Origin of the sequence: Lacticaseibacillus suibinensis, assembly GCF_003946175.1 — a bacterium.
Classification (GTDB): Bacteria; Bacillota; Bacilli; order Lactobacillales; family Lactobacillaceae; genus Lacticaseibacillus; species Lacticaseibacillus suibinensis.
In genome coordinates this window covers 97,432-122,343 of sequence record NZ_RHOK01000004.1, presented here as the reverse complement: position 1 = coordinate 122,343, position 24,912 = coordinate 97,432, and the positions used below count along the sequence as shown (strand labels likewise).

Sequence of the window (24,912 nt, the reverse complement as noted above, 5' to 3'; positions counted from 1 at the left end):
GTTTTAATCACCTAATATGTCTGACAGTCCAGCATTGGCCAAAAACATGACCGCCGGGCGATATTCGTTTTCTTGTTGTTCGTAAACGGCTTTGAGGATGCCTTGATACGTCAGTCCCACTTGCGGTGCAGTTTGCGGCAAAGCCAACGCCCGGCCGTCTTGCACCCGCTGCCACTGAGTTTCATCTAACGCGACCAGTGGCAAATGAGGATAAGCAAACTCAATCGGCTGCAGATGCGCGGCTACCACCGCTGGCGCCGTTTCCCGCGTCAGGGACCGCAAATCCAGGGTATCGGCCAGCGTAAAGCCGCCGCTTTGAATCCGAGTCAGCTGCGCCATCACTGCCGGCACGCCGAGCTGCCCGCCCACGTCCACCGCTAATGTGCGAATGTAGGTGCCTTTAGACACCTGCGCCTCAAAGCGAAAGCTCTGGGTGCCAGCTGCAGCATCAAAGATACTTGGCGCCGTGCGGTCAAAACGGTAGACCGTGGCTTGCCGCCGCGGCCGCTCAACGGTTTCACCTTTGCGGGCGTAATCATAAAGCCGCCGGCCGTTGACCTTAACCGCTGAATACATCGGCGGAATTTGGGTAATCTCGCCAGTCAGCGAAGCGAGCGCCGCATCAATGGCCGCGTCCGTGTATGGCTCAGCTAAGCGCTGGCGCGCCACCTCCGCCCCATCGAGGTCTTTTGTTTCCGTGGCGAAGCCTAACGTGGCCGCACCGGTGTAGGTTTTACCGAGATTCATCAACGCCGGCACGGCTTTCGTCGCGGCACCTAAGGCAATCGGCAGCACGCCATCCACGCTGGGATCAAGGGTGCCAGAATGCCCAATTTTTTTCATGCGGAGCAAATAGCGCAGCTTGCTGACGACATCGGCTGAGGTCATGCCAGCGGGTTTATAAACGGGTAAAATGCCGTCCATGCTTATCCTTTCCCTCCTGCGTGACGCACATGCTGGCGGTGTACCAACCAAGTCACGAAAAACGCGCCGAAGACGAAAATACTGAAGGCCCAGTTTGGCACTTCAAGATTGATCTGCGGTAGGCTCAGCGCCAGCTTCAAGGCGATCACGCCAATCAGCACATACGCCATCACTTCCAGCTCTGGCACCTTGGTGATGAAGTCCGTAATGACTTGCGCGACAAACCGCATGGCCAAAATGCCTAAGCAACCGCCGATCAGCACAATCACCGGATTATTATCAATGGCCAGCGCTGCCAAAATCGAATCCACGGAAAAGACGATATCCAGCGCCTCGATTTGCGCTACGGTGCGCCAGAAGTGACCAGCACCTTTTTTGACAGTGGTCGGCTTAGGGCCGCTATCGGGGTGGCGTTGTTCGTAGAAGAAATGCAGTGACATCCACAGCAGATAAGCCGCCCCCAGCGCCTTGATACCCCAGAAGTGCAGCAGATAGGTGCCGAGGCCGATGGCGATGAAGCGGAACAGATAAGCCCCCCACATGCCGTAAATCAGTGCATGATGTTGTTCCTTCTTGTCTGGCAGCGACTTGGTTTGTGCCGCCAGCACCACGGCGTTATCTACCGATAGCAGGCATTCGAGCATGGCCAGAGTCAAAATCGTGACCCAGCCTTGCGTGGTCATCACGGCTTGATGCCAATCTGTCGCCTCAAAGAAAGGCATATATAATTTCTCAATCAAATTCAACCGCGCCACCATCCTTATTCGTTCTATTATACCGTTGTCTGCCAGCTCATGCACCCGGAACTCGAGGGTTGATCTTTACGGACGCGGGATTGGTGGCGGCGAGCTCCGCTTGGGGCGCGTGGCCTGCTGTGCGGCCGGTTGGAGCCAAAAACCGGTCTCGAGCCTAAAGTTGAAGCCACCTTCGCTACGCTCATTGGTGTCTTCAACTTTGCCGCGATTAGCTCTGGGAAGCCCAGCGCAAAAACCGCACCGGTCTTCCTGTCGCTAATCGATTCACTGCCAGACCCCCGCCAAGCTCCGCGCACCACCACCAATCCTGCTCGATAACAGTAACGTCTATCAACAGACCTACTGTCACGCGGACAATAAATGAATATACTCACAAATGGCGGCCAAATTAGGTCCAGAGGTAGCTAACCATTCCTATTGCTGAGATCAAAGAAACGGCTACCTTTCTCTAGCGGGACAGGTCGGGGTGGCAGAGGGGCGCGGCGGTCGGGCCGCGAAACGGTCAGCACACGAGGAGACTGCGTTTTTTGCAGGCTGCTCCTGTGCTGACCGGGGGCAACGATGAGACAGCGTTGAGCGCGGCAGCGCGATGCTGGCTCACCGTTGAGGCTGGAGACCGCCCTTTGGCTTCAGCCGGCCCCCGCAGCCGGACCATTGCGCCCCGGCACCACACCGACCTGCCCCGCGGGCCAAAACGTCAAAACAAAAAAACCTCCGAACCAGATCAGTTCGGAGGTGCAATGACGGCTATTCGAGGCCGTCTTTTTTGACTTCGTTGAGGAGTTGATCGATATGTGCCCCGTATTGAACAGAGGCATCGTGCGTGAAGGTCAAGGTTGGCACCTTGAACAATTTAATGCGCTGACCAACTTCGCTACGAATCAAACCTTTGGCTTTATCCAAGCCGGCTTGCGCGTCGGCCAAGGCCTTTTCATCATCGCTCCAAACGCTGAAGTAAACCGTGGCCTGCTGAAGGTCACCGGTTAACTTCACGCCGGTAATGGTGACGCCTTTGACCCGCGGATCGTTGACATCTTTGAGCAAGATATCATCGACTTCGCGCTGAATCTGCGTTTCGACGCGGCCAATTCGATGCTTCATAGGCTGCTCCTTTGATGGTCTGAATTCCTACTTCACTGGGACTTCTTCCATCGTGTAAGCTTCGATTTGATCATCAACCTTGATGTCATTGTAACCATCAATCGTCAGACCCAGTTCGAAGCCTTGGCGGACTTCCTTCACGTCATCCTTGAAGCGACGCAGCGAGCCCAGTTCGCCTTCGTAAATCACGATGCCATCGCGAATCAGGCGGACCTTGGAGTCGCGGCGAATGAAGCCGGTGTCGACAAAGCCACCCACAACGGTCCCAATCTTGGAAACAGGAATGGTTTCGCGCACGGTGATTGAGCCAGTCACCTTTTCTTCGTAGGTCGGTTCGAGCATGCCCTTCATCGCTGCTTCAACTTCTTCAATCGCCTTGTAGATAACGCGGTGCAAGCGAATGTCAACGTCTTCGGCGTCGGCTTGCAGCTTCGCTTGCGGCGTTGGGCGCACATTGAAGCCAATGATGACCGCGTTAGAGGCAGAAGCCAGGGTCACATCGCTTTCGTTGATGGCACCAACAGCTTGGTGAATGATGTTGACGCGAACGCCTTCGACTTCAATCTTCTGCAGACTGCCAGCCAAAGCTTCAACCGAACCCTGCACATCCGCCTTGATGATGACGTCAACTTCCTTGAGTTGACCTTCCTTCATGGTTTCAAACAGGTTATCCAGCGTGACGTGATGCGTCTGCTGACGTTCACGGTCTTGCGCTTGTTGCGCCCGCTTTTCGCCGGCGGCCCGGGCGGTCTTTTCATCGTCAAAGACGACAAACTTATCGGCGGATTGCGGCACGTCATTCAAACCGGTGATTTCCACTGGCATGGATGGCAAAGCTTCCTTGACGCGGCGGCCATGATCGTTGGTCATGGTCCGGATGCGGCCGAAAGTGTTCCCGACAACGACAGGATCGCCGACGCGCAGAGTGCCTTCTTGAACTAGCACGGTGGACACTGGGCCACGACCTTTATCCAGCCGGGCTTCGATGACGGTCCCAATAGCCTTTTGGTCCTTGTTGGCCTTGAGTTCCAAGACGTCAGCTTCCAGCAGAATCATTTCGAGCAGTTCGTCGATGTTCTTGCCGAACTTCGCGGAAATGTTGACGAAAATCGTGTCGCCACCATATTCTTCTGGAATCAGCTCATATTTCATCAACTGTTCGGTCACGTGCTGCGGGTTGGCGCCTGGCTTATCGATTTTGTTAACCGCGACAATGATTGGCGCATTGGCCGCTTTGGCGTGGTTAATCGCTTCGATGGTCTGAGGCATCACGCCATCATCCGCGGCGACGACGAGGACGATGATATCAGTGATATCTGCCCCGCGCGCCCGCATGTTGGTGAAGGCCGCGTGCCCAGGCGTATCCAGGAACGTGATCAGGCGATCATTGAGCCGGACTTGGTAGGCCCCAATGTGCTGCGTGATCCCACCGGCTTCACCGGCAGTCACATGCGTGTGGCGCAACTTGTCCAGCAGGGTTGTTTTACCATGGTCAACGTGCCCCATGATGGTCACCACTGGTGGCCGCGGCGTCTGAGTGGCCTTGTTGTCGACTTCTTCTTGGAACATCTTATCCAAGTCAGTGATGTCTTCTTGAACCTTCTCTTCAGCGTCGATGCCGTAGTCGGTGGCGACCAGTTCGATGGTATCTTTATCCAAGCTCTGGTTCTGGTTCACCATAATACCGAGCATGAACAACTTTTTGATGATTTCTGCGGGTTCGCGGTGCAAAATCTTGCCCAGATCCTGCGCATTCATCCCAACAGTGTAAACAAGTTTTTCTGGCAATGGCCGCTCCTTGCGCTGTGGCATTTCTTTCTTCGGCTGACTTTGAATCTGGCGCTTGTTCTTACGCTTATTGCGCCGGTTGTTATTCCCAAAACCGCCCCGGTTGTTATCAAAGCGGCCGCGGCCTTGGTTGCTGTTATTGCGTGCAGGCCGACTGTTCGCACTTGGCCGCTCGTTGCGGCGTGTTTCTGCCGGCTTGGCCGGCGTTGGCGCTGGTGTTGGTGCCACTGGCCGAGTTTGTTCAGCCACCAGCTTTTCGGCGACTTTTTCAGCTTCACGGGCTTGCGCCTGTTGCGCCTTTTCGCGTTCCTTCTTGGCCGTTAACTGTTTGATGAATTTCTCATCATTCCCTGCGACTGGCCGCGGATTGCCGTTTGCCTGCGTAGCGCGCCCGGCGCGCGGCATTGGGCTGGTCGTCCGGTTCATGAAGCGATTGTCACCGCGGCGATCGTCACGGCGACCATTGCGATTGTCGCTACGCTGGTCATTGCTACGCGGATTGCGCTGATCTTGCGGCCGATTTTGCTGACGGCCAGCGGGGCGATTGCCCTGCGTGCCTTGGCCTTGGCTGCGCCGGTCATCTTGACCGAAGCGGCCTTTGCTGCGGTTGTTGGCCTGCGTGTTATGCGGCCGGCGAATCGCGGACTTGCTGATCAGCGTTTTGCCATCAGCGGTTTTTTGCGGCATGTGGTGCGTGCCAGGCGCCGCTTTTTTGGCCTCGGCTGGCTTTGCTTCAGTGGCGGGCTTTACAACAGCTGGCTTAGCTGATTCTGGCTCAGCGGCAGCCGCTTTTGCTTCAGCCTTAGCTTCGGCTGGCTTGGCAGCAGGCTTCGTTGGTGCGGCCGGTTTAGCAGCGGCTTTTGCGGCAGGCTTGGCAGCCGCGGGGGCCTCCGTTTTGCCTAACGCGCTGCGCAGCGTCTTTTCCTGACCTTCATCAAGCGTCGACATGTGATTTTTTAATTCGATACCTTGCTGCTTAGCGGTGTCAATCACCGTTTTGCTTGGTACCCCGATTGCTTTGGCAAATTCATATACTCGTTGTTTGCCCATTTCTTCACGCTCCCTGTTAATTTTTAGGTGAGCAGCTTCAGTAACTTCTTGGCAAAGCCGTTATCTTGAACGGCAATCAGCGACCGCTGACTACCAATGGCATCAGTCAGTTCCTCAGCACTGAGGGCAAAGGAAATGGGCACTGCATAGAAGTCACTTTTATCGGAAAACTTTTTCCGGGTATTCGCTGAGGCATCGCTAGCAACCAGCACCAGTTTGGCGCTTTGGTCGCGGATGGCACCGAGGACGAACCCTTCGCCTGTGATCAGGCGGCCGGCGCGCTTTGCGAGCCCCAGCAAGTTTAACGCTTGCTGCTTATTCATGCTTGATCGCCGAAAAGCTCCTGACGAGCCTTTTGATGGTCAACATAGGCGAACAACTCATCGTAAAAGCTGGGATCAATCTTGATGCTAAAGGCTTTTTCGATCAGTTGCTTCTTTTTTGCTTTTTGAACAGCGGCTGGATCGAGCGCGACATAGGCGCCGCGACCGGCTGCTTTACCAGTGGGATCGATGGCAACAGTGTTATCTTGTTGCTTCACAATGCGCACCAGGGATTTCTTCGGAAACATTTCGCCCGACAAGAGATCCTTGCGCATCGGGATTTTCCGTTTCTTCATGCGACGGCCTCCTATTCAGCAGCCGAATCAGACGCTGCTTGATCATCATCAGGCAAGTCAACGGTTGCTTCTTCTAAGGCTTCGTCGTTTTCTTCGAGTTCTTCATCATCGACAAACTCAACGTCGGATTCGGCCTTGATGTCGATCTTGTAGCCGGTGAGTTTAGCCGCCAGCCGGGCGTTTTGACCCTTTTTACCAATGGCCAAAGACAATTGGTGATCTGGCACAATGACCGTGCAAGAACGATCGTTGTCTTCGTCGTTGAACTGCACCGCAATCACTTGGGCTGGGTTCAAGGCGTTAGCAATGTAATCAACCGGGTCTTCTTCGAATTGAACGACATCCATGTTTTCGCCGGACAGTTCATTCACCACGGCTTGCACCCGCGCCCCGCGTGGCCCGACGGTGGTGCCGACTGGGTCAACAGAGGGGTTCGTCGAGCGCACCGCAATTTTGGTGCGGTCGCCCGCTTCACGCGCGATGCCAGCGATTTCGACCGTGCCATCAAAAATTTCCGGCACTTCTTGTTCAAACAGGCGCTTGACCAAACCAGGGTTGGTGCGACTAACAAAGACTTGCGGGCCCTTGCTGGTGTTTTCCACCTTCGTCACGAACACCTTGATGCGGTCATGGGGTTCATATTGTTCATTCGGCATTTGGTCTTGGCGGCCGAGGACCGCTTCGATTTTGCCGAGGTTCACATAGATGAACTTGTTATCGCGGCGCTCCACTTCCCCAGTCATGATTTCATTTTCATACTGAGAGTATTCGTCGTAGATAATGCCGCGTTCTGCTTCGCGCACCCGCTGCATAATGACCTGCTTAGCGGTTTGGGCCGCAATCCGGCCAAAATCTTTAGGGGTCACTTCAAACTTAATGTTATCGCCGACTTCGTAAGCCTTGTTGATACTCAAAGCTTCCTTGAGGCTGACTTCCAGCCGAGAGTCGAAGACTTCTTCAGTCACTTCCTTGACCGCATAAACATGAATGTCGCCTTTTTTGGCGTCAAACTCAACATCCACATTCTGGGCCTGGTTGTAATTGCGCTTGTAAGCTGAGGCCAAGGCGTCTTCCAACGCGTCGATCACAACTTCCTTTTTGACTCCTTTTTCAGTTTCAAGGGCGTCAAGCGCTTCAATCATTTCCTTTGACATGTTGATCCTTCCTTTACCAGGCGGCAAACCGCCGGATTAAAATTCAATCGCTAACCGGGCGTTGGCAATGCTGGCGCGGTCAAACACTTGGTCAAACCGGCGCGCCTTGTCCTTCAACGTTAACGTCAGCTCAGTGGCGGTTAAAGCTTTCAAAGTGCCTTCGAACACTTTTTTACCCTCGAGCTTTTGAAACAGTGAGATATGAATATACTCACCGATGGCATTTTCAAAATCCTGCTCAGATTTGAGCGGGCGTTCTGCGCCTGGTGAGGAAACCTCCAAGAAATAGGCCTGTGGAATCGGGTCAGGGTCCATCGCATCAAGTTGCTCTGACAAGCTTTCTGACACCGCCACGCATTCATTCAATGTGATGCCGCCTGGCTTATCAATATAGACCCGCAAGTACCAGCTGCCGCCTTCCTTGACGAACTCGATATCGCTCAGCTCAAAATGGTTTGCCTCTAAAATTGGATCAACGAGCGTTTTCACTGTATCGACAACCGTGCTCAAGTCTTTCCCCCCTTTTGGTTGTTTGTGCGTACTACTACCTAGCCTAAGGCGCTAGGCTTAGGCAGCCTGACGCCTACTTTCCAAGAAAAAGAGTGAGCATCTCTGCTCACTCCTTTTCAAAGGATTTAACTACTAGATGTAACTTACCATAGAATAGGCCTTTTTGCAAACGTGATTGCTATTGGGGCTTAGTGGGACGGGACGCGAGTGTGAGCGGGGTGGCACCCCACTCGCACCCGCTAGATAACAGATCAATCACCCAGGTAGCGGTACATTCACATTTTCCTACTCGTCATCAAACGCTAAGTTAGCTATTTGACTCGGACGTTTTGGATTTTGACTAACAAGATGTTGAGTAAAACCCATTCCATCTATCTCGCCGTTACGCCTATTTTGCCACTACGGGGGCGGAGCTTGGGGCGCGAGGCCCGCCGTGAAACGAAAATTAGCCTTTAACCTGCGCACTTTGCAGGCTAAAGGCTAATTTTCGCGGCAGTTTGGAAGACGCAATGGAGCGCAGCGACTGCGGCTTCACAACTAGGTTGGAGACCGCTCTATGGCTCCAACCGGCCGCACCGCAGGCCTTGCGCCCCAAGCGGAGCCCTCCACCGAACGGCAATAGGTTAGAACAGGTTGTCGAACAAGGACAGCTGGTTTTCATCCGGCAAATCATCTAGCACGTGGTTTTCAGTCATGTAATCGATCAACGTCTTGGAAACCTTGCCGCGGTTGGCGAGATCTTCCTTCGACAAAAATGGCTTTTCCTCCCGGGCTGACACGATTTGCTTCGCAACGTTATCGCCCAAGCCTGGCACGGCACGGAATGGTGCGAGCAAGGTGTGATCATCCACAATCAGAAAATCATGCGCATCGGAGTGGTTGATGTCGACCATTTTGATTTTGAACCCGCGTTCCAGACACTCGTTCGCCAGTTCCAAAATCGTCAGCAGACTCTTTTCCTTCGCCGAGGCGTCGTTGCCTTGATCCGTAATGGCTTTGATGGCAGCTTTGGTGGCTTCTTTGCCATGGCTCATCGCCACCAGGTCGAAATCTTCGGCGCGGACAGAGAAGTAGGAAGCGTAGTACACCAGCGGGAAGTACACTTTGAACCACGCAATGCGCAGCCCCATCAGGTCATACGCGGCCGCGTGGGCCTTCGGGAACATGTACTTAATTTTCAGGCAGGAATCAATGTACCAGTCTGGCACATTGGGATTGTCCCGCATCGCCTGCTGCCAGTCGTCAGGAATCCCACGGCCTTTACGCACGTGCTCCATGATGTTGAAGGCCATGGAGTCATCCATTCCCCAGTGAATCAAGTCCATCATGATGTTATCACGACAACCGATTACTTCTTTAATGGTGACTTTGCCCTGTTGAATCAGCTCTTCGGCGTTGCCCAACCACACATCCGTCCCGTGAGACAAGCCGGAAATCTGCAGGAGTTCAGAGAATTTCTTCGGATGCGTTTCTTCCAGCATCCCCCGCACAAAGCGGGTCCCGAATTCAGGCACGCCCAGCGTCCCGGTTTTCGAGTTGATCTGCTCTTCGGTTACGCCTAGGACTTCCGGACTGGAAAACAGGGACATGACGCCAGGGTCGTCCATAGGAATCGACTTTGGATCGACCCCAGAGAGATCTTGCAGCATACGAATCATGGTCGGGTCATCATGACCCAGCACATCCATTTTCAAAATATTGTCGTGAATCGAGTGGAAATCAAAGTGGGTGGTTTTCCAAGCCGCGGTTTGATCATCGGCCGGGTACTGAATCGGGGAAAAGTCGTAGATATCCATATCCGCCGGCACAATCAAAATCCCGGCCGGATGCTGACCCGTGGTGCGCTTCACCCCAGTGGCGCCTTTGGCCAAGCGGTCAATTTCCGCACCGCGCAGCATTTGCCCGGTGTCGCGTTCGTAGGCTTTGACGTAACCATAAGCGGTTTTATCCGCCACGGTGCCAATGGTCCCGGCACGGAAGGCGTGATCTTCCCCGAACCGCACTTTGATGTAGTTATGGGCCACTGGTTGGTAGTCCCCAGAGAAGTTCAGATCGATATCAGGCACCTTGTCGCCATGGAACCCAAGGAAAGTTTCAAAGGGAATATCCTGCCCGTCTTTGGCTAGCTCGGCGCCACACTTGGGGCACTGCTTGTCAGGCAAGTCAAACCCGGAGCCGTACTCCCCTTTGGTGAAGAATTCTGAGTACTGGCACTCGGGGCAGCGGTAATGTGGCGGCAGTGGATTGATTTCGGTAATCCCAGACATGGTCGCGGCCAAACTCGAACCGACGGAACCACGGGAACCAACCAAGTACCCGTCTTTGTTCGATTTTAAAACCAGCTGTTGGGCGATGTTGTAAATCACCGAGAACCCATTGCCGATGATGCTCTTGAGCTCTTTATCCAGCCGCGCCTGCACAATTTCAGGCAGCGGATCGCCGTAAAGCCGGTGCGCCGTCGTCATCACGTCATTTTGCAGGTGTTCTTCCACGCCGGGGATATCTGGCGTGTAGAGCTTGGTTTTAACTGGCGTAATGTCATCATCGATCATATCCGCCACTTGGTGCGTGTTCTCTACGACTAGGTGATGCGCCAGTTGGTCGTCCTTCAGCCAAGCAAAAGCATCCAGCATCTCTTGGGTCGAGCGGAAATGCACATCTGGCAGCTCATGGCGATTCAGCGGATTCGCCCCGCCTTGACTGTGAATCAAAATCTTGCGATAAATCGCGTCGGTGGGATCAAGATAATGCGCATCCCCTGTGGCCACCACGGGTTTGCCTTGTTCCTGGCCGATTTTAATGATTTGCTTGATGATTTCTTGCAAATGCGCCTGGCCTTGAATCAAGCCGCCTTCGATCAACGGCTGGTAGTTGGCCAGCGGCTGCACCTCTAAGTAGTCGTAGAACTTGGCCTTCGCTGCAGCTTCGGCATAGCCTTTTTGCATGGCAGCCACAAAGACTTCGCCAGAAGCACAACCGGAGCCGACCATCAGTCCTTCGCGCAGCTTCTGGAGCTGGCTGCGTGGCACCCGTGGGAGGCGGTAGTAGTACTTGACGTTCGACAGCGAGACGAGCTTGAACAAGTTCTTCAGCCCGGCTTGGGTCTTGGCCATAATCACCGCATGCACTGGCCGGCTTTGCTTGTACGCATCGTCTTCACCAATGCGAGAGTTCAGTTCATTGAGCTTGGTGATGCCATACATGCTCTTGGCTTCTTTTTCCAAGGCATACATCAAATAGCCGGTCGCCTCAGCATCGGCGTTGGCCCGGTGGTGATGATTCAGGCTAATTTTGTAGGCCTTACTCAACGTATCCAGTTTATGATTCTTCCGTTCCGGATGCAGCATCCGCGAGAGCTCCAGCGTATCAATCACCGGATTTTGAATGGTTTCTTCATTCATCCGTTGGTAAGCCGTGTTCAAAAAGCCCACGTCGAAAGTGACGTTATGGCCACACATGATGGTGCCTTCACAGAACTGGCGGAACAGATGCAGCACATCAGCTTCAGATTTGGAGCCACGCACCATTTCATCCGTGATATGGGTCAAATTGATCGTGGTTTCCGACAACGCGAACCCAGGGTCGATCATTTCCTCGAAATTATCGATCACCTTACCGTCTTTCATTTTCACAGCGGCCAGTTCGATGATTTTGTCGTAAACGGCAGACAGCCCGGTGGTTTCAATATCAAACACGACATAAGTGTCTGACTCCAAATCGCGCGGCGCTTCGGCTTGATAAGCCACCGGGGTCCCGTCATCCACCAAGTTGACCTCAACGCCGTAGAGCATTTTCAATCCGGCCTTGGTCGCCGCAGTATGCGCTTCTGGATAAGCTTGCAGGCCGGCATGGTCGGTCACCGCAATGGCAGAGTGGCCCCAGGCCTTGGCGCGCGCCACATAAGCCGAAATACTTGGCATGGCATCCATCTGGCTCATGTTGGTGTGCAGATGCAACTCGATGCGCTTCTCACCCTCAGCGGTATCTTGCGGCGCGGCGTGATGCACTTCTTCGATGGCTTGGGCGTTTACGGTCAGTTCGCGGGAGTAGTTATCTTCCTGGACACTGCCGCGAATGCGTAGCCAAAGGCCCGGCTTAATGCGTTCAAACGCCGCCTCATCGTCGGCGTCATTACTGAATTTTTTCACGACAAAACTCGAGGTGTAGTCGGTCACTTTGAAAATCAAAAGCGACCGCTTGGAGCGCAGCTGCCGCACCTCGGCATCAAACACATAACCTTCGATGACCACTGACCGCTCTTCCTGGGTGATGGCCACCATTTGGGTCGGTTCATCGCTGGCCTTCATGCTGCGGCCGAGCTGAATCGGGCCGGTGCTAGCGGCTGGTGCTTGTTCACGTTGCGCCACCACCGCCTGCGCCCGCTTAGCCAAGGCCGCGGCTTGTTCGGCTTTTTGGGCCTGAAAAGCAGCCAGTTTGGCCTGGGTTTCCCCAGCATCCACCCGGGCCACCAAGTTCACCCCAGGGAGACCGACTTGCGCGTAGGTTTCAGTGAGCTTACCTAGCCCTTGGTTGATCAAAAAGCCTCGCACCGGTTCATTTTCCGCTGTGAGTGTGATTTTACCGTCCTCAAACTGCGGCGTTTGGCGCATGCAAGTTTCTTGCACAATGGCGGACTCAATCTGCGCATGGGCAACGACATAAGACCAATAAGCGGACAGCTTGTCAGCGCCTAGGTCCACCTGGCGCGGGTTGATGCGCAGGGTGGTTTGAGCGATGGCTTTGAACGCCGCCGTCAAATGCGCCTCAAGCTGGACATAAATGGCATAAGGCAACACTTGGTCGGTATTCAGGGTAAAGTCATAGCGCTTGGTTTGGCTATGCACCGTGACCGTTTCAACGCTTGCGTGGGCTAAACTGTCATCTTCGCTAATTTGCTGCGGCAATTGCAGCTGCTCGACCAGCTTCGCAAACATTTCCTCTTTCGATAGTGCCAAATCGGCCACACTCCTTTTTTGTCATGCAACTATCGTAACCCGAAACCAGCGATTGAACAAGGCGCCATCACTGCAGGTTAAGCCACCAAAAAACGCCTGCATCACAACGATGCAGGCGCCCTCATCACTTTAGGCTTGATCAAGCAAAATCTTTAAGGAAGCCGTCAGCTCATCGGCTTTCACTTCCAGCGTTTCACCGGATTTACGGAGCTTGAGTTCCACGATTTCATCCGCGGCTTTCTTGCCGACGGTGACGCGCACTGGCAAGCCAATCAGATCCGCATCCGCAAATTTGACCCCAGGGCGTTCGTTACGATCGTCGACCAACACCTCATACCCGGCTGCTTCCAGCAACTTGGTGATTTTCGCGGTGAGATCGGCTTGGTCTTGCTTCTTCAAGTTAACTGGCACCACATGGACGTCAAATGGCGCCACGGCCCGCGGCCAAACCAGCCCGTGTTCATCGAGGGTTTGTTCCGCAATCGCGGACAGCAAACGCGACACCCCGATGCCGTAAGAACCCATGATGATTGGCTTGGCGCGGCCGTTTTCATCCAAGAAGTTGGCCCCCATCGCTTCGGTGTAGCGTGTGCCTAGCTTGAAGATATGGCCGATTTCGATCCCTTTAGTGAAGTGCAAGACCCCTTCGCCATCTGGGGACAGCTCCCCTTCGGTCACAAAGCGAATGTCGGCGGTTTGGGCCGGCGTGAAGTCGCGGCCGAGGTTGACGTTTTGCAGATGCTGGTGGGCAGCATTGGCGCCAGCCACCATATTGGCACTGCCCGTCAAGCTGTTGTCAGCGATGATTAAGACGTCCTCATCGACGTTCACCGGCCCGATATTGCCGATTTCACAGTGCATGTACTGCTCAACTTGCTCCGGCGTCGCCATCTCTAAGAAGTCAGCATTCAGCAGGTTCTTGAGCTTGACGTCATTGACGTCGTAGTCGCCGCGGACCAAAGCCAGCACCGGCTTTTCGTCGGCGATGAACAGCACTGCTTTGATCAGCTTGCTGGCAGGAATCGCCAGGAATTCAGCCACTTCCGCAATGGTTTTGGCGTCCTTGGTATCAACCGTGGTCAACTCGCCCAGGTCTTCGTGGCTAGGCGTTGGCACGGTCATACTGGTGGCCATTTCGAGGTTCGCCGCATAGTCGGAGCCATCCGAATACACAATGGTGTCCTCCCCAATCGGCGCAATGGCAGAGAATTCCTTGGAATCTTTACCGCCCATGGCCCCGCCATCCCCAACAATAGCCCGGAAGTCCAGGCCGAGTTCGTTAAAGATATTGGTGTAGGCTTTTTCCATCTGGTTATAGATGGTATCCAAGTCTTCCAAGTTCGCAGTGAAAGAGTAGACATCTTCCATGATGAATTCCCGGGACCGGAGCAAACCATAACGTGGCCGATCCTCATCACGATACTTGGTTTGGATTTGGTACAAAACCAGTGGCATCTTCTTGTATGAGTTCAGGTCATTACGGACCAAATCAGTGAAGGTTTCTTCGTGGGTTGGGCCGAGAATGAAGTCGCGATCATGGCGATCCTTCAGCTTGAACAGATTTGGACCGTAAGTTTCATACCGGCCGGATTCTTGCCACAATTCTGCTGGCAAGAGGCTTGGCATCCGCATTTTCACGGCATCGATTTTGGTCATTTCAGCATCGATGACCTTTTCGATTTTGGCCAGCACCCGGTCAGCGAGCGGCAAATAGGCATAAGCGCCGGCCGCCACTTGGCGAATAAAGCCAGAGCGCAGCATCATTTGGTGCGACTTGGCTTCTGCTGTACTGGGTACTTCTTTAACCGTCGGGATGAACATTCGTGATTGTTTCATTAACATTTTGCCTCCAAAGCATTTCGATTAAAAACTGCGCATGATATCGTTGATGGTCACGGCGATGATTAAGGCGAACATGATGCCTGCCCCAATCAGCGTCACCATACTTTCGTGCTCTTGTTTCAGCGGCTTGCGGCGAATCAGTTCAATCAGATTCAGCAGCAGCTTGCCCCCATCCAGCACTGGAATGGGAATTAAATTCATGATGCCTAAGTTGACACTCAGCGCCGCCAAAAATACCACCAGTGACGCGATACCGGCCTTGGCCGCCGAGGCGGTCATCGTGTAGATGCCCACCGGCCCCGCCAATTGATTCAGCGAGAAGTGGCCGGTGACCATTTGCCCCAACACATGGAAAATGGAGCTGGCCACCCCCCAACTCGCGGTGAAGCCATATTTGATGGCACCGAGCGGATTGTGACTGACGGCCGCATACACCCCGATGGTGCCTTGCTTGCTTGGGGTGATGGTGAGATGCTGGGTGACACCAGCCTTAATCGCCACCACCTTGATGGGCTCTTCTTTATGTTTGGCCAAAATCGGGCCGATGTCGTCAAAGGCTTTGACCTTTTGGCCGGCAATGGTCTGAAGATGTGAATTGGCTTTCAGACCAGCGACAGCGGCCGGGGAGTTCGGCTGAATTTGACCGATTTGATTCGTGTTGGTAACCGCGACCCCGTTGGCCAGCCCCAAGCCGATGAACACGACAATTGCCAGCAGGAAGTTGTTCAACGGCCCAGCAAAATTGACCAGCATCCGTTTCCACAACTTGGCATTTTGAAACTGCACATCTTCCGGGGCAATCACGACTTCCGTGCCATCTTCTTCGATGATGGTGGCATCATGATCCACCCGCCAGGTCTTCAGTTCACTTTCATCGCCGTTAGCATAACCGCTGATTTCAAGGGCATGGACCAAATCGACATGATCGACCTGCACGGGAATCCCGCCTTGCAAGGTGGTTTTTTGGCTTAAGTTGATGCGGCTGACCACGCCTTGCCCATTGGTTTCAATGGCGAGCATCGTGCCGGGTTTGATTTCATCATCTTCGTCTTGCCAACCCGCCATCCGCACGTACCCGCCCAACGGCAGCAGCCTTAGCGTGTAGGTGGTGTGGTGGCGGTGCCAGGCAACCAGCTTGGGGCCCATGCCGATGGAAAACTCGCGCACCAAAATCCCGGACCATTTAGCAAAAATGAAATGTCCGAATTCATGGACCAGCACTAGGATGACAAAAACGATCAAAAATTGAATGATGGTAGTCATGAATCGTTCCTTTCCGGCTTACAAAATACCGAAGAAGTGAATCATCGGCAGCACCAGCAGCAAGCTATCAAAACGATCGAGGATGCCGCCATGGCCTGGTAAAATCTTACCGGAGTCTTTGACGCCATAGAAGCGTTTGAGGGCGGATTCGATCAAATCACCGAGGGAGCCAATAATCGACAGCACCAAAGCAATCCCCATCATTGGCCAGAAGCCATACGCTTGCGGGAAGAATTGCAGGTAAATGGCGGCAAAAATCAAGGCCACCACATTACCGCCAATGCTGCCTTCCCAAGTTTTATTGGGACTGATGGCAGGCCACAATTTATGTTTGCCCAAGGCGCGGCCGACAAAGTAAGCCCCGGAATCAGTGAGCCACACAATGATCATGGCAAACAGCAAGGTATCTAAGCCGCCAGCTGGGCTGTTGCGAACCGCAATCAAATAATGAAACCCGGTACCAATATAGAAAATCGACAAGGTCGACACCGCCACGTCATCATAGGTGACCCGGTTTTTGCTGGCCACGGTGTGCAGCAACAGGAGCACCACCACCACATAGACGATATCCAGCCGCGAAATGAAGCTTGGCACCCAAGCCATCATGTTGTCCGGCAAGGTCACCGCTAAAATCCCGATGGCCGAAATCAGGAAATCAAACGAAACGATAATGCGTTTGCGCATGATAAAGACTTCCGATAAGGCCACCAAGGCCAAGGCTGACCCGGCAATTTCAAGCCAGATCCCGCCTAAAATCAAAATCGGAATAAAAATCGCCAACGCGACGACCGCGGTAATGATTCGCTGTTTCATTAAAGATAACCCTCCATGTTTCGCTTATTTGAGTCCGCCAAAGCGCCGATCCCGACCTTGATAGTCGGCAATGCAAGCCTGCAGCGTCGCAGCGGTGAAATCAGGCCAGAACGTATCGGTAAAGACGAGTTCGCTGTATGCCAACTGCCACAGCAGGAAATTCGAGATGCGTTCTTCCCCGCTGGTTCTAATCAACAGATCCGGATCAGCTAGCTCACCTAAGGGGTGCGTCATCAGATGGTCAGCGATGGTTTGCGCATCAATCGTGCTGGGTTCGAGCTCGCCGGCCGCTGCTTCCGCCGCAATCGTCTGGGTGGCCTGAATCAATTCGTCGCGGCCGCCATAGTTCAAGGCAAAATTCAAAATCATACCGGTATTCGCCGCGGTATCTGCCATCGCATCGCGGGCGGCTTGCTGGGTTTTGGCTGGCAGTGCCGCCAGTTCGCCCATCACCATGACGCGCACGTTTTCTTCAATCAGTTCTGGCATAAAGGTGCCGAAGAAATCCACCGGCAGCCGCATCAGATAACTGACTTCGCTGGTCGGCCGTTTCCAATTTTCAGTAGAAAAGGCGTATAACGTCAAAGCCTTCACCCCGAGGCGACTGGCCGCTTTGGTGATGGTTTTAACGGTTTCCATGCCTTGCTTATGGCCGGCCACTCGCGGTAAATGGCGGTGTTTGGCCCATCGCCCGTTGCCATCCATGATAATGGCGACATGGGCGGGTATCCGCGCCGGGTCTAACGCATGCGCTAACTCTGCCACACTGAATCCTCCTGTTCCCAAACGCTTATAGTCTTATTGATTGTAGCAGAAATCAGGCGGTTTAAACAGCAACGCCCGCCGCCCAATCAAAAAGCTGACCAGGCGGCCTCCAAAAATAGGAGCGCGCTGGCCAGCCGAAGGCAATCAGCCTTCTTTGATTTCGGCTTCTTTTTCTGCGGCGATTGCTTCAAGCCGCTTGGCTGAGGCATCAGTCACCTTTTGAACGGCCTTTTCGTCGCGGTGCAAATCGTCTTCCGTGATTTCGCTGGCCTTTTCCTGCTTCTTGAGCTTGTCCAAGGCGTCGCGCCGGACATTGCGAATCGCGATTTTTGCTTCTTCTTCGTACTTGCCGACTTCTTTGGCAATTTCTTGCCGGCGTTCCCCAGTGAGTTGTGGCACCACTAAGCGAATGGCGTTACCGTCATTGGCCGGGTTAATCCCAAGGTCGCTGGCATTCAGTGCGGCCTCAATGTCCTTCAGCGCGGTTTTGTCGTATGGCGTAATCAACAGCACCCGGGCTTCTGGCACCGTGATAGCGGCAATTTGGTTCAGCGGCGTATCAGCGCCGTAGTAACTCACCGTGATGCGGTTGAGTAAGCTGGCATTGGCCCGGCCGGCCCGAATATTGCCCAGCTGGCGGCCCAGTGCCTCTTCAGTCTTCTTCATTTGCGTTTCCGCTTCAGCAATGATTGGATTGGCCATGTTATTCTCTCCCTTTAATGGTCGTCCCGATGTTTTCACCTTCAACGACCTTCTTGATGTTGTCCGGATCGTTCAGGTTGAAAACGACCAGCGGAATGTCATTGTCCATCGACAGCGTGCTAGCCGTGGAATCCATGACATGTAAATCTTTATTGATGATGTCCATATGGGTCAATTCTTCAAACTTCACCGCCGAAGCATCCTTGTTGGGATCAGCAGAGTAGACGCCATCGACCCCATTTTTGGCCATCAAGATCACATCGGCATCGATTTCGGCAGCGCGCAAAGCCGCGGTGGTATCTGTGCTGAAGTACGGGTTCCCAGTGCCGCCAGCAAAAATCACAACGCGGCCTTTTTCCAGATGCCGCACGGCCTTCCGCCGGATGTAAGGTTCAGCGATTTGGCGCATTTCGATGGAGGTTTGCACCCGCGTTGGGACGCCCAGGTTTTCCAGGCTATCCTGCAGCGCCAAGCCGTTCATCACCGTTGCCAGCATGCCCATGTAGTCGGCCTGCGCGCGCTCCATGCCCATCTGTGCGCCGGTTTCGCCACGCCAGATGTTGCCGCCGCCGCAGACGATGGCAATCTGTACGCCAAGTTCGTGGACTTGTTTAATCTGTTCAGCAATCAATTTGATCACTGGGGGCTGAATGCCAAAGCCGTTCGCGCCGCCTAAGGCTTCACCGCTCACCTTCAGTACAATGCGTTTATATTTGATCATGATGAATTGTCCCTTCTTATTTGCTGGTATTAGTTTACCATATTCAACCCCACCGCTGGGCTTTCGCCGGGGGAATTATCAAAATCTTGACTACCTACGCCCTAGCAAAAAGCAGCCTCCTCTTGCGGGGAAGCTGCCTTAAGTTAAGCCTTAGTCTTTGATTTGACCCATCACTTCATCGACAAAGTTATCTTGCTTCTTTTCGATCCCTTCGCCGACTTCATAACGGACAAAGCCCTTCACGGTAGCGCCTTTGCTCTTGGCAAATTGGGCAACCGTTTGGTCTGGGTCCTTGACATATTCCTGATCAACCAGGGAGCTTTCGCTCAGCCATTTGTTAACCCGGCCTTCAACGATGCGTGGAACAATCTTCTCAGGCTTGCCTTCATCAAGCGTTTCCTTGGTGAAGATGTCGGTTTGCTTCTTCAGTTCATCAGCTGGTACTTCGCTCCGGTCGAGGTAAGTTGGGTTGATAGCCGCCACGTGCATCGCAATGTCGCGCGCGGTTTCGTCATCGCCGCCAGCCAAAGTCACCAAAGCGGCAATTTGGCCACCATTGTGCAGGTACGCGCCGAAGTGGTCGCCATCTTCTTTTTCCACAACGGTGAACCGACGCAGGTCGATCTTTTCACCAATAACAGCGGTCAACGCCTTAGCGGCATCATCCAAGCTCTGGCCGTCAACATCCAGGGCCAATGCGGCAGTCAGGTCAGCTGGCTTGCCGGCAACAATAGCAGCACCGGCTGCTTGAACAAAGTTTTGGAACTTATCGTTGCTAGCCACAAAGTCGGTTTCGGAGTTCACTTCGATGATAGCAGCAGTGTTACCGTCAACGGTAATGGCCGTCAAACCTTCAGCCGCAATGTTGCCGCTCTTCTTCGCCGCTTTCGCCAACCCTTTTTCGCGCAGGACGTCGATGGCCTTTTCCATGTCACCATCAGCCGCCACCAGTGCTTTTTTGGCGTCCATCATCCCAACTTGAGTGCGGTCGCGTAGTTCCTTGACTTGTTTAGCAGTAATCGCCATTGTAGTTCCTCCTTGTTTTGTCTAAAAAAGTCGCCTGCGCCTGCATTTGCTGCAAAGCACAGACGACTGAGTCTTACTTATTTATTATTTTGCTTGGGTATCGTTGTCGCCTTCAACGGCTTCAACAATGTCTTCGATCGAGTCAGCTTTGGCGTCTTCAGCTGGTGCCTGAACGTCTTGCTGGTCGTCTTGGTCTTCACCCTGGTTGCCTTCGATGATGGCATCGGCCATCTTGGCGGTAATCAGACGAACGGCGCGAATCGCGTCATCGTTTGATGGGATGATGACGTCGATGTCATCTGGATCGGAGTTGGTATCAACCATCGCCACGATTGGAATGTTCAGCTTTTGTGCTTCCTGAACGGCAATCTTTTCCTTGCGAGGGTCAACGATGAAGATAACATCTGGGATGCGAGGCATGTCTTCAATCCCACCCAAGAACTTGGTCAGCTTTTCTTGCTGCTTCTTCAGCAAGGAAACTTCTTTCTTAGGCAGCTTGTCGAAGGTGCCGTCAGTGGCCATCTTCTTGATGTCCTTGAGGCGCTTGATCCGGGTCTGGATGGTGTTCCAGTTGGTCAAGGTCCCACCGAGCCAACGGTGGTTAACGTAGTACTGGCCGGCGCGAGTTGATTCTTCAGCAATCGCATCTTGGGCCTGCTTCTTGGTCCCAACGAACAGGAATACGCCGCCGTCAGCAGCTTCGTCCTTGACGAAGTTGTAGGCGTCGTCAATCATCTTAACGGTCTTTTGCAGATCGATGATGTAGATACCGTTCCGTTCGGTGAAGATGAATGGCTTCATCTTTGGGTTCCAGCGACGAGTCTGGTGACCGAAGTGGACACCAGCTTCAAGCAGTTGTTTCATGCTTAATACAGACATGTGTAGTCCTCCATATGGTTTTATTCCTCTCAAGGTCGTCGACTCGCCGCCCCACTTCTCCCGAAGCACCGGGGCGACAATCTTACCTTGATGTGGTTTGTGCTTTTCACACTCAAATGATTATACAGAAATACTTCTGTTTATGCAAATACTTTAACGGCCGGGCAGGGCAGCCTCCGCAGACAGGGGGCGAAAGCGGGGTGGCCAGCGCTTTGAGCCTCGCCTTGCGAGTCTCAAAGTCGCGGCTTGTTCTAAGCCAGAAAGACCGCTGGCTAAGAACAATTTCACCCCTGAGCCCCTGCCTGCTCCGGCTGCCCTGCCCTACCTTGGTGTGTTGCTATTCAGTATTGCAAAGGCCTCAGGATTGAGCAAACAGGCACACCTTCCAAGAGTGTGCTACTTTTTCTGCCATTCAACCTTCTTGTCAGCGAGGAACGCCTCTTTGGCTTTGCGGCTTTGGTGCTTGAAGTGCCACTCGGCGGATAAGGCGTCATGTTCGTTGGTGAAGGCTTCTTGATAAAGCAGGCGCACGGGGCGGCGGGTTTTGGTGTATTTGGCGCCTTTGCCTGCGTTGTGCGTGGCGACGCGGGCTTCGACGTCGGTGGAGTAACCGCCATAAAAGGTGCCATCAGCGCAGAGCAAGACGTAAAAGTAATAGCTATCCATAAAGTAAGTGTTCCACCTCCGGGGTATAGTGGCTGTCTTCGTCATAAACCACCAATGGCGGCATGACGCGAATGCCATCCGGTTTGCCCGCGCGAATGCCTTCAATTAACACCATGTTAGCTTCCTGGTTTGCCCGCGGGTGAATGAACCGCAACTTCTTAGGCGCGAGTTTGGCGGCCATCATGGTGCTCAATAGTTCTTGCAAACGGTCAGGCCGATGGACAAAAAAGGCTTTGCCTTGATACTTAAGCAGCGCACTGGCGGTTTGGCAGACCGTGGCAAAGTCGGTGGTGAGTTCGTGGCGGGCCAAAGCTAAGTGATCGTTGGGGTTGGTTTTGCTTTGCGGACTGACCTTGAAATACGGCGGGTTGCAAACCACCACGTCAACGGAATCTTTGGCCACAACTTCCGGGGTGGTTTTGAGATCGCGCGTCAGTACCTCGACATTGGGCAGCTCATTCAAAGCGACACTGCGGCGCGCCATTTCTGCGAGGCGCGGCTGCAGTTCCACCAAAGTCACCGGCTGATCGGTGCGCTTAGCGACAAATAAGCCGACGGCACCGTTGCCGGCTGCGAGGTCCACCACCCGGCTATGTTGGCCAATCTCGGCAAAAGCCGCGAGAACGACGGCGTCCAAGGAGAACGCAAATAACTGAGGGCTTTGGATGATTTTGATGCCAACACTGGCGAGTTCGTCAATGCGTTCATCAGGCTGAAGGGTTGGATGCGTCATTGAGGTGGTCCTTTCTGCAGATACCAACTAGTGTGGTATAATTTATCGAACTTAATGCTAGTGGCGACGCGCCACGAGTCTTGAATGGAAGGATTAAAAAAGATGTTTTATTCATTTATCCGCGGGTTGGTCCGGATTTTGATTTTGATCATCAACGGCAACACCCACTATGAAAACAAAGAAGCGTTGCCTGACGGGCCTTACGTCCTAGTTGGCCCTCATCGTACCTGGCTCGATCCCGTGTTTTTCGGGTTGGCTGCTAGCCCCCGCCAGTTTGCGGTGATGGGCAAGGACGAGCTCTTCGAAAATCCGGTGCTGGGCTGGTTTTTGCGCCACATGCATGCCTTTGGCGTTAACCGGGCTAATCCCGGTCCAAGTGCCATTAAAACACCGGTGCGCCTGCTAAAGCAAGGTCAACTGTCTGTGATGCTGTTTCCTTCCGGCTCACGCTATGCCAACGACCTGAAAGGCGGCGCGGTGTTGATCGCCAAGTTAGCCAAGGTGCCGATTGTGCCGGCGGTCTACCAAGGCCCCATCAAATTCTCCCATGTGCTGCTCCGCAAACGCATCACAGTACGCTTCGGTGAGCCGATTGAAGTACCAGCCGGCCGCGTGACCGATGAGATGACGGCCCAGATGGGTCTGAAAATGCAGCAGGCCTTCGACGCCATTGATAAGGAAATTGATCCGAACTTCAAGTATGTCCCCGACCAAAAGAAATATTTGGCAGAAAAAGAGGAAGGCAAGGTCAAATGAAACCTCATTCTTTTTGGCAGCAGCTCACCCGCAAGCCTGACGTCGCCCAAACCTTGCAAAGCGATCATCAGCTCGCCCGGACTTTGACCACCCGCGATTTGATTGCGCTGGGGATCGGGGCGGTGATTGGCACTGGGATTTTCATCTTGCCTGGCACCGTTGCGGCCACCACTTCAGGGCCAGCCATTACGCTGGCTTTTGTTTTGGCCGCAATCGTGTGCTCGCTGGCTGCGATGTGTTACGCCGAGTTTGCCTCGGCACTACCAGTGGCGGGTTCGGCGTATGCGTATGGCAGCATTGTCTTCGGCGAAATTTTTGGCTGGATCATTGGCTGGGCGCTGATTTTGGAATACATGTTGGCGGTAGCCGCGGTGTCGACGAGCTTCGCCGCTTACTTTGCCAATTTGATCAGTGGCTTTGGCCTCCGCATCCCCCATGCGCTCAGTGGCGCCTTTGACCCGGCCCACGGGACTTACATCAACCTGGTGGCAGTGATTGTGGTCTTGATTATCGGCTTGATGTTATCCCGCGGCATGACCACCTCTATGGCGGTAAACCGAGCCATGGTCTTGGTCAAACTGCTGATTATTGGCCTGTTTGTCGTGGTGGGGGCCTTTTACATCAAACCGATGAACTGGCAGCCTTTCATGCCATTCGGGTTCAAAGGGATTCTCGCTGGTGCTTCACTCGTCTTTTTTGCCTATCTCGGCTTTGACGCTGTTTCCGCCTCCGCGCCGGAGGTCAAAAACCCGCAGAAGACCCTGCCGCGAGGCATTATTGGCACCTTGATTATTGCGACCATTTTGTATGTCCTGGTGGCAGTGGTGCTTACCGGCATCGTCAAGTACACCCAACTTAACGTGGCGGATCCGGTGACTTTCGCCTTGAACCTGATCCACCAGCCGCAGCTTGGCGGCATCATTGCCGTCGGGGCGCTGGCTGGTATGTTCACGATGATGATTACCATGGTCTACAGCTCCAGCCGCCTGGTGTACGCAATTGGCCGCGATGGGTTATTACCGAAATGGTTCGGCAAAGTCACCCACCAACTCCCCTTTAACGCCTTGTGGACAGTGACCTTGATTATTGCGGTGATGGGCGGATTCGTGCCACTGACCCAACTCGTCAATCTCGTGAACATCGGCACCTTGATTGCCTTCGCCTTTGTCAGTCTGGGAATCATTCCGCTCCGCAAGCATGAGCAAATCGACAACCACGGCTTCCAGGTACCTGGTTATCCGGTGGTGCCAATTGTCTCGTTTCTCTTTTGCCTGCTGCTCATGAGTCAGCTGAGCGCAGAAACTTGGGTGATGAGCCTCATCTGGTTTGGCATTGGCATGGTCATCTACTTCGCCTACGGGTACCGGCACGCCAAGTAAATCGCACACGCAAAAATAGCGTCATCCCTTCACGCAAGGATGACGCTATTTTTGTGGCCTAATCAAGGCGCTGGGCGTAGTGAATCCAGCCTGCTTCCCTGGTGGCCACTTGATCATACAGATGTTGCGCGCCCAAGTTGGTGGTGCGGGTTTGCCAGTTCATCTCTGCGCAGCCCTGCGCTTTGGCCCAGTCGCCGCTAGCGGCTGTGAGGGCGCGGGCCAGGCCTTGCTGGCGAAATGGGGCGGCCACGAACAGGTCATTCAAAATCGTCAGCGGCTTCATGGCCCGGGTTTCGTAGGTTAAATACAACAGTGCAAACCCGGCCAGCTGCCCGGCTGATTCAGCCACCAACAGCGCGCCTTGTTGCCGGGTCAGAATGCCGGCCAAAAACGTCTGCAGCTCAGCATCTGCGAACTGATGGGGTACCGTGCTCGATGCATAATAGTCATGAAACATCGGCACCACCTGAGGCAATTCCTCAACTGTCAACGCTCTAATCATCGGTCAGTC

22 protein-coding genes are annotated in these 24,912 nt (G+C 53.8%); 2 read left to right on the top strand and 20 right to left on the bottom strand.

Going from position 1 to position 24,912, the window contains the following annotated elements; translation table 11 throughout:
* Window positions 1–3: 3 nt before the first annotated feature.
* From truB to EKM90_RS03220, 19 genes are all read right to left on the bottom strand, one after another.
* Window positions 4–924 (bottom strand): tRNA pseudouridine(55) synthase TruB, encoded by a 921-nt coding sequence (gene truB, locus EKM90_RS03310; RefSeq protein ID WP_125579637.1) that lies wholly within the window; start codon window positions 922–924, stop codon window positions 4–6.
* Between the two features lie 2 nt (window positions 925–926).
* Window positions 927–1,682, bottom strand: a complete 756-nt coding sequence (locus tag EKM90_RS03305; RefSeq protein ID WP_125579636.1) for a TerC family protein — start codon at window positions 1,680–1,682, stop codon at window positions 927–929.
* Between the two features lie 744 nt (window positions 1,683–2,426).
* The gene (rbfA, locus tag EKM90_RS03300) at window positions 2,427–2,780 is read right to left on the bottom strand and encodes a 30S ribosome-binding factor RbfA (protein WP_125579635.1); all 354 of its coding nucleotides are present in this window, start codon (window positions 2,778–2,780) and stop codon (window positions 2,427–2,429) included.
* A 27-nt stretch (window positions 2,781–2,807) separates the two neighbouring features.
* Complete coding sequence (infB, locus tag EKM90_RS03295) at window positions 2,808–5,618, bottom strand: translation initiation factor IF-2 (RefSeq protein WP_125579634.1); 2,811 nt, start codon at window positions 5,616–5,618, stop codon at window positions 2,808–2,810.
* Between the two features lie 23 nt (window positions 5,619–5,641).
* Window positions 5,642–5,941: a YlxQ-related RNA-binding protein gene (locus EKM90_RS03290; RefSeq protein ID WP_125579633.1), complete on the bottom strand. Its 300-nt coding sequence runs from the start codon at window positions 5,939–5,941 to the stop codon at window positions 5,642–5,644.
* A complete protein-coding gene (gene rnpM / locus EKM90_RS03285; protein WP_125579632.1) occupies window positions 5,938–6,237 on the bottom strand; it encodes an RNase P modulator RnpM in 300 nt (99 codons plus the stop codon). The genes EKM90_RS03290 and rnpM overlap by 4 nt, the downstream gene beginning before the upstream one ends.
* Before the next feature lie 11 nt (window positions 6,238–6,248).
* Window positions 6,249–7,391 (bottom strand): transcription termination factor NusA, encoded by a 1,143-nt coding sequence (gene nusA / locus EKM90_RS03280; RefSeq protein WP_125579631.1) that lies wholly within the window; start codon window positions 7,389–7,391, stop codon window positions 6,249–6,251.
* Between the two features lie 36 nt (window positions 7,392–7,427).
* Complete coding sequence (gene rimP / locus EKM90_RS03275; protein ID WP_125579630.1) at window positions 7,428–7,901, bottom strand: ribosome maturation factor RimP; 474 nt, start codon at window positions 7,899–7,901, stop codon at window positions 7,428–7,430.
* Between the two features lie 623 nt (window positions 7,902–8,524).
* Window positions 8,525–12,856: a PolC-type DNA polymerase III gene (locus EKM90_RS03270; protein ID WP_125579629.1), complete on the bottom strand. Its 4,332-nt coding sequence runs from the start codon at window positions 12,854–12,856 to the stop codon at window positions 8,525–8,527.
* 129 nt (window positions 12,857–12,985) lie between these two features.
* The gene (locus tag EKM90_RS03265; protein ID WP_125579628.1) at window positions 12,986–14,692 is read right to left on the bottom strand and encodes a proline--tRNA ligase; all 1,707 of its coding nucleotides are present in this window, start codon (window positions 14,690–14,692) and stop codon (window positions 12,986–12,988) included.
* Window positions 14,693–14,719: 27 nt separating this feature from the next.
* On the bottom strand, window positions 14,720–15,961 hold the full coding sequence (rseP, locus tag EKM90_RS03260) for an RIP metalloprotease RseP (protein ID WP_125579627.1): 1,242 nt from the start codon (window positions 15,959–15,961) through the stop codon (window positions 14,720–14,722).
* 18 nt (window positions 15,962–15,979) lie between these two features.
* Window positions 15,980–16,774 carry a phosphatidate cytidylyltransferase gene (locus tag EKM90_RS03255; protein WP_125579626.1) on the bottom strand — a complete coding sequence of 265 codons (795 nt, stop codon included), beginning with the start codon at window positions 16,772–16,774 and terminating at the stop codon, window positions 15,980–15,982.
* 24 nt (window positions 16,775–16,798) lie between these two features.
* Window positions 16,799–17,539: an isoprenyl transferase gene (locus EKM90_RS03250; RefSeq protein WP_191987463.1), complete on the bottom strand. Its 741-nt coding sequence runs from the start codon at window positions 17,537–17,539 to the stop codon at window positions 16,799–16,801.
* A gap of 144 nt (window positions 17,540–17,683) precedes the next feature.
* Window positions 17,684–18,241, bottom strand: a complete 558-nt coding sequence (gene frr / locus EKM90_RS03245; protein WP_125579625.1) for a ribosome recycling factor — start codon at window positions 18,239–18,241, stop codon at window positions 17,684–17,686.
* 1 nt (window position 18,242) lies between these two features.
* Window positions 18,243–18,962, bottom strand: a complete 720-nt coding sequence (pyrH, locus tag EKM90_RS03240) for a UMP kinase (RefSeq protein WP_125579624.1) — start codon at window positions 18,960–18,962, stop codon at window positions 18,243–18,245.
* 150 nt (window positions 18,963–19,112) lie between these two features.
* Window positions 19,113–19,988: a translation elongation factor Ts gene (gene tsf / locus EKM90_RS03235; protein WP_125579623.1), complete on the bottom strand. Its 876-nt coding sequence runs from the start codon at window positions 19,986–19,988 to the stop codon at window positions 19,113–19,115.
* An 84-nt stretch (window positions 19,989–20,072) separates the two neighbouring features.
* The gene (gene rpsB, locus EKM90_RS03230) at window positions 20,073–20,867 is read right to left on the bottom strand and encodes a 30S ribosomal protein S2 (RefSeq protein ID WP_125579622.1); all 795 of its coding nucleotides are present in this window, start codon (window positions 20,865–20,867) and stop codon (window positions 20,073–20,075) included.
* Window positions 20,868–21,263: 396 nt separating this feature from the next.
* Complete coding sequence (locus EKM90_RS03225; RefSeq protein WP_125579621.1) at window positions 21,264–21,533, bottom strand: GIY-YIG nuclease family protein; 270 nt, start codon at window positions 21,531–21,533, stop codon at window positions 21,264–21,266.
* Window positions 21,526–22,266, bottom strand: coding sequence for a tRNA1(Val) (adenine(37)-N6)-methyltransferase (locus EKM90_RS03220; protein WP_125579620.1), 741 nt, complete (start codon window positions 22,264–22,266; stop codon window positions 21,526–21,528). Before EKM90_RS03220 ends, EKM90_RS03225 begins: the two co-directional genes overlap by 8 nt.
* A gap of 102 nt (window positions 22,267–22,368) precedes the next feature.
* Here EKM90_RS03220 and EKM90_RS03215 point away from each other — a divergent pair, with 102 nt between their 5' ends.
* Window positions 22,369–23,022, top strand: coding sequence for a lysophospholipid acyltransferase family protein (locus tag EKM90_RS03215; protein ID WP_125579619.1), 654 nt, complete (start codon window positions 22,369–22,371; stop codon window positions 23,020–23,022).
* Window positions 23,019–24,401, top strand: a complete 1,383-nt coding sequence (locus EKM90_RS03210; RefSeq protein WP_125579618.1) for an amino acid permease — start codon at window positions 23,019–23,021, stop codon at window positions 24,399–24,401. Before EKM90_RS03215 ends, EKM90_RS03210 begins: the two co-directional genes overlap by 4 nt.
* A 58-nt stretch (window positions 24,402–24,459) precedes the next feature.
* Here the strand turns inward: EKM90_RS03210 and EKM90_RS03205 are convergent, their stop codons facing one another.
* Window positions 24,460–24,903: a GNAT family N-acetyltransferase gene (locus tag EKM90_RS03205; RefSeq protein WP_125579617.1), complete on the bottom strand. Its 444-nt coding sequence runs from the start codon at window positions 24,901–24,903 to the stop codon at window positions 24,460–24,462.
* Window positions 24,904–24,912 lie beyond the last annotated feature (9 nt).

Coding starts and splice junctions, on each gene's coding strand:
- EKM90_RS03210 (WP_125579618.1), top strand. CDS start 23,019: ATGAAACCTCATTCTTTTTGGCAGCAGCTCACCCGCAAGCCTGACGTC.
- tsf (WP_125579623.1), bottom strand. CDS start 19,988: ATGGCGATTACTGCTAAACAAGTCAAGGAACTACGCGACCGCACTCAA.
- EKM90_RS03205 (WP_125579617.1), bottom strand. CDS start 24,903: ATGATTAGAGCGTTGACAGTTGAGGAATTGCCTCAGGTGGTGCCGATG.
- EKM90_RS03255 (WP_125579626.1), bottom strand. CDS start 16,774: ATGAAACAGCGAATCATTACCGCGGTCGTCGCGTTGGCGATTTTTATT.
- rnpM (WP_125579632.1), bottom strand. CDS start 6,237: ATGAAGAAACGGAAAATCCCGATGCGCAAGGATCTCTTGTCGGGCGAA.
- truB (WP_125579637.1), bottom strand. CDS start 924: ATGGACGGCATTTTACCCGTTTATAAACCCGCTGGCATGACCTCAGCC.
- rseP (WP_125579627.1), bottom strand. CDS start 15,961: ATGACTACCATCATTCAATTTTTGATCGTTTTTGTCATCCTAGTGCTG.
- EKM90_RS03225 (WP_125579621.1), bottom strand. CDS start 21,533: ATGGATAGCTATTACTTTTACGTCTTGCTCTGCGCTGATGGCACCTTT.
- frr (WP_125579625.1), bottom strand. CDS start 18,241: ATGGCCAATCCAATCATTGCTGAAGCGGAAACGCAAATGAAGAAGACT.
- EKM90_RS03305 (WP_125579636.1), bottom strand. CDS start 1,682: ATGGTGGCGCGGTTGAATTTGATTGAGAAATTATATATGCCTTTCTTT.
- infB (WP_125579634.1), bottom strand. CDS start 5,618: ATGGGCAAACAACGAGTATATGAATTTGCCAAAGCAATCGGGGTACCA.
- EKM90_RS03265 (WP_125579628.1), bottom strand. CDS start 14,692: ATGAAACAATCACGAATGTTCATCCCGACGGTTAAAGAAGTACCCAGT.
- nusA (WP_125579631.1), bottom strand. CDS start 7,391: ATGTCAAAGGAAATGATTGAAGCGCTTGACGCCCTTGAAACTGAAAAA.
- pyrH (WP_125579624.1), bottom strand. CDS start 18,962: ATGATCAAATATAAACGCATTGTACTGAAGGTGAGCGGTGAAGCCTTA.
- rpsB (WP_125579622.1), bottom strand. CDS start 20,867: ATGTCTGTATTAAGCATGAAACAACTGCTTGAAGCTGGTGTCCACTTC.
- EKM90_RS03215 (WP_125579619.1), top strand. CDS start 22,369: ATGTTTTATTCATTTATCCGCGGGTTGGTCCGGATTTTGATTTTGATC.
- rbfA (WP_125579635.1), bottom strand. CDS start 2,780: ATGAAGCATCGAATTGGCCGCGTCGAAACGCAGATTCAGCGCGAAGTC.
- EKM90_RS03220 (WP_125579620.1), bottom strand. CDS start 22,266: ATGACGCATCCAACCCTTCAGCCTGATGAACGCATTGACGAACTCGCC.
- EKM90_RS03290 (WP_125579633.1), bottom strand. CDS start 5,941: ATGAATAAGCAGCAAGCGTTAAACTTGCTGGGGCTCGCAAAGCGCGCC.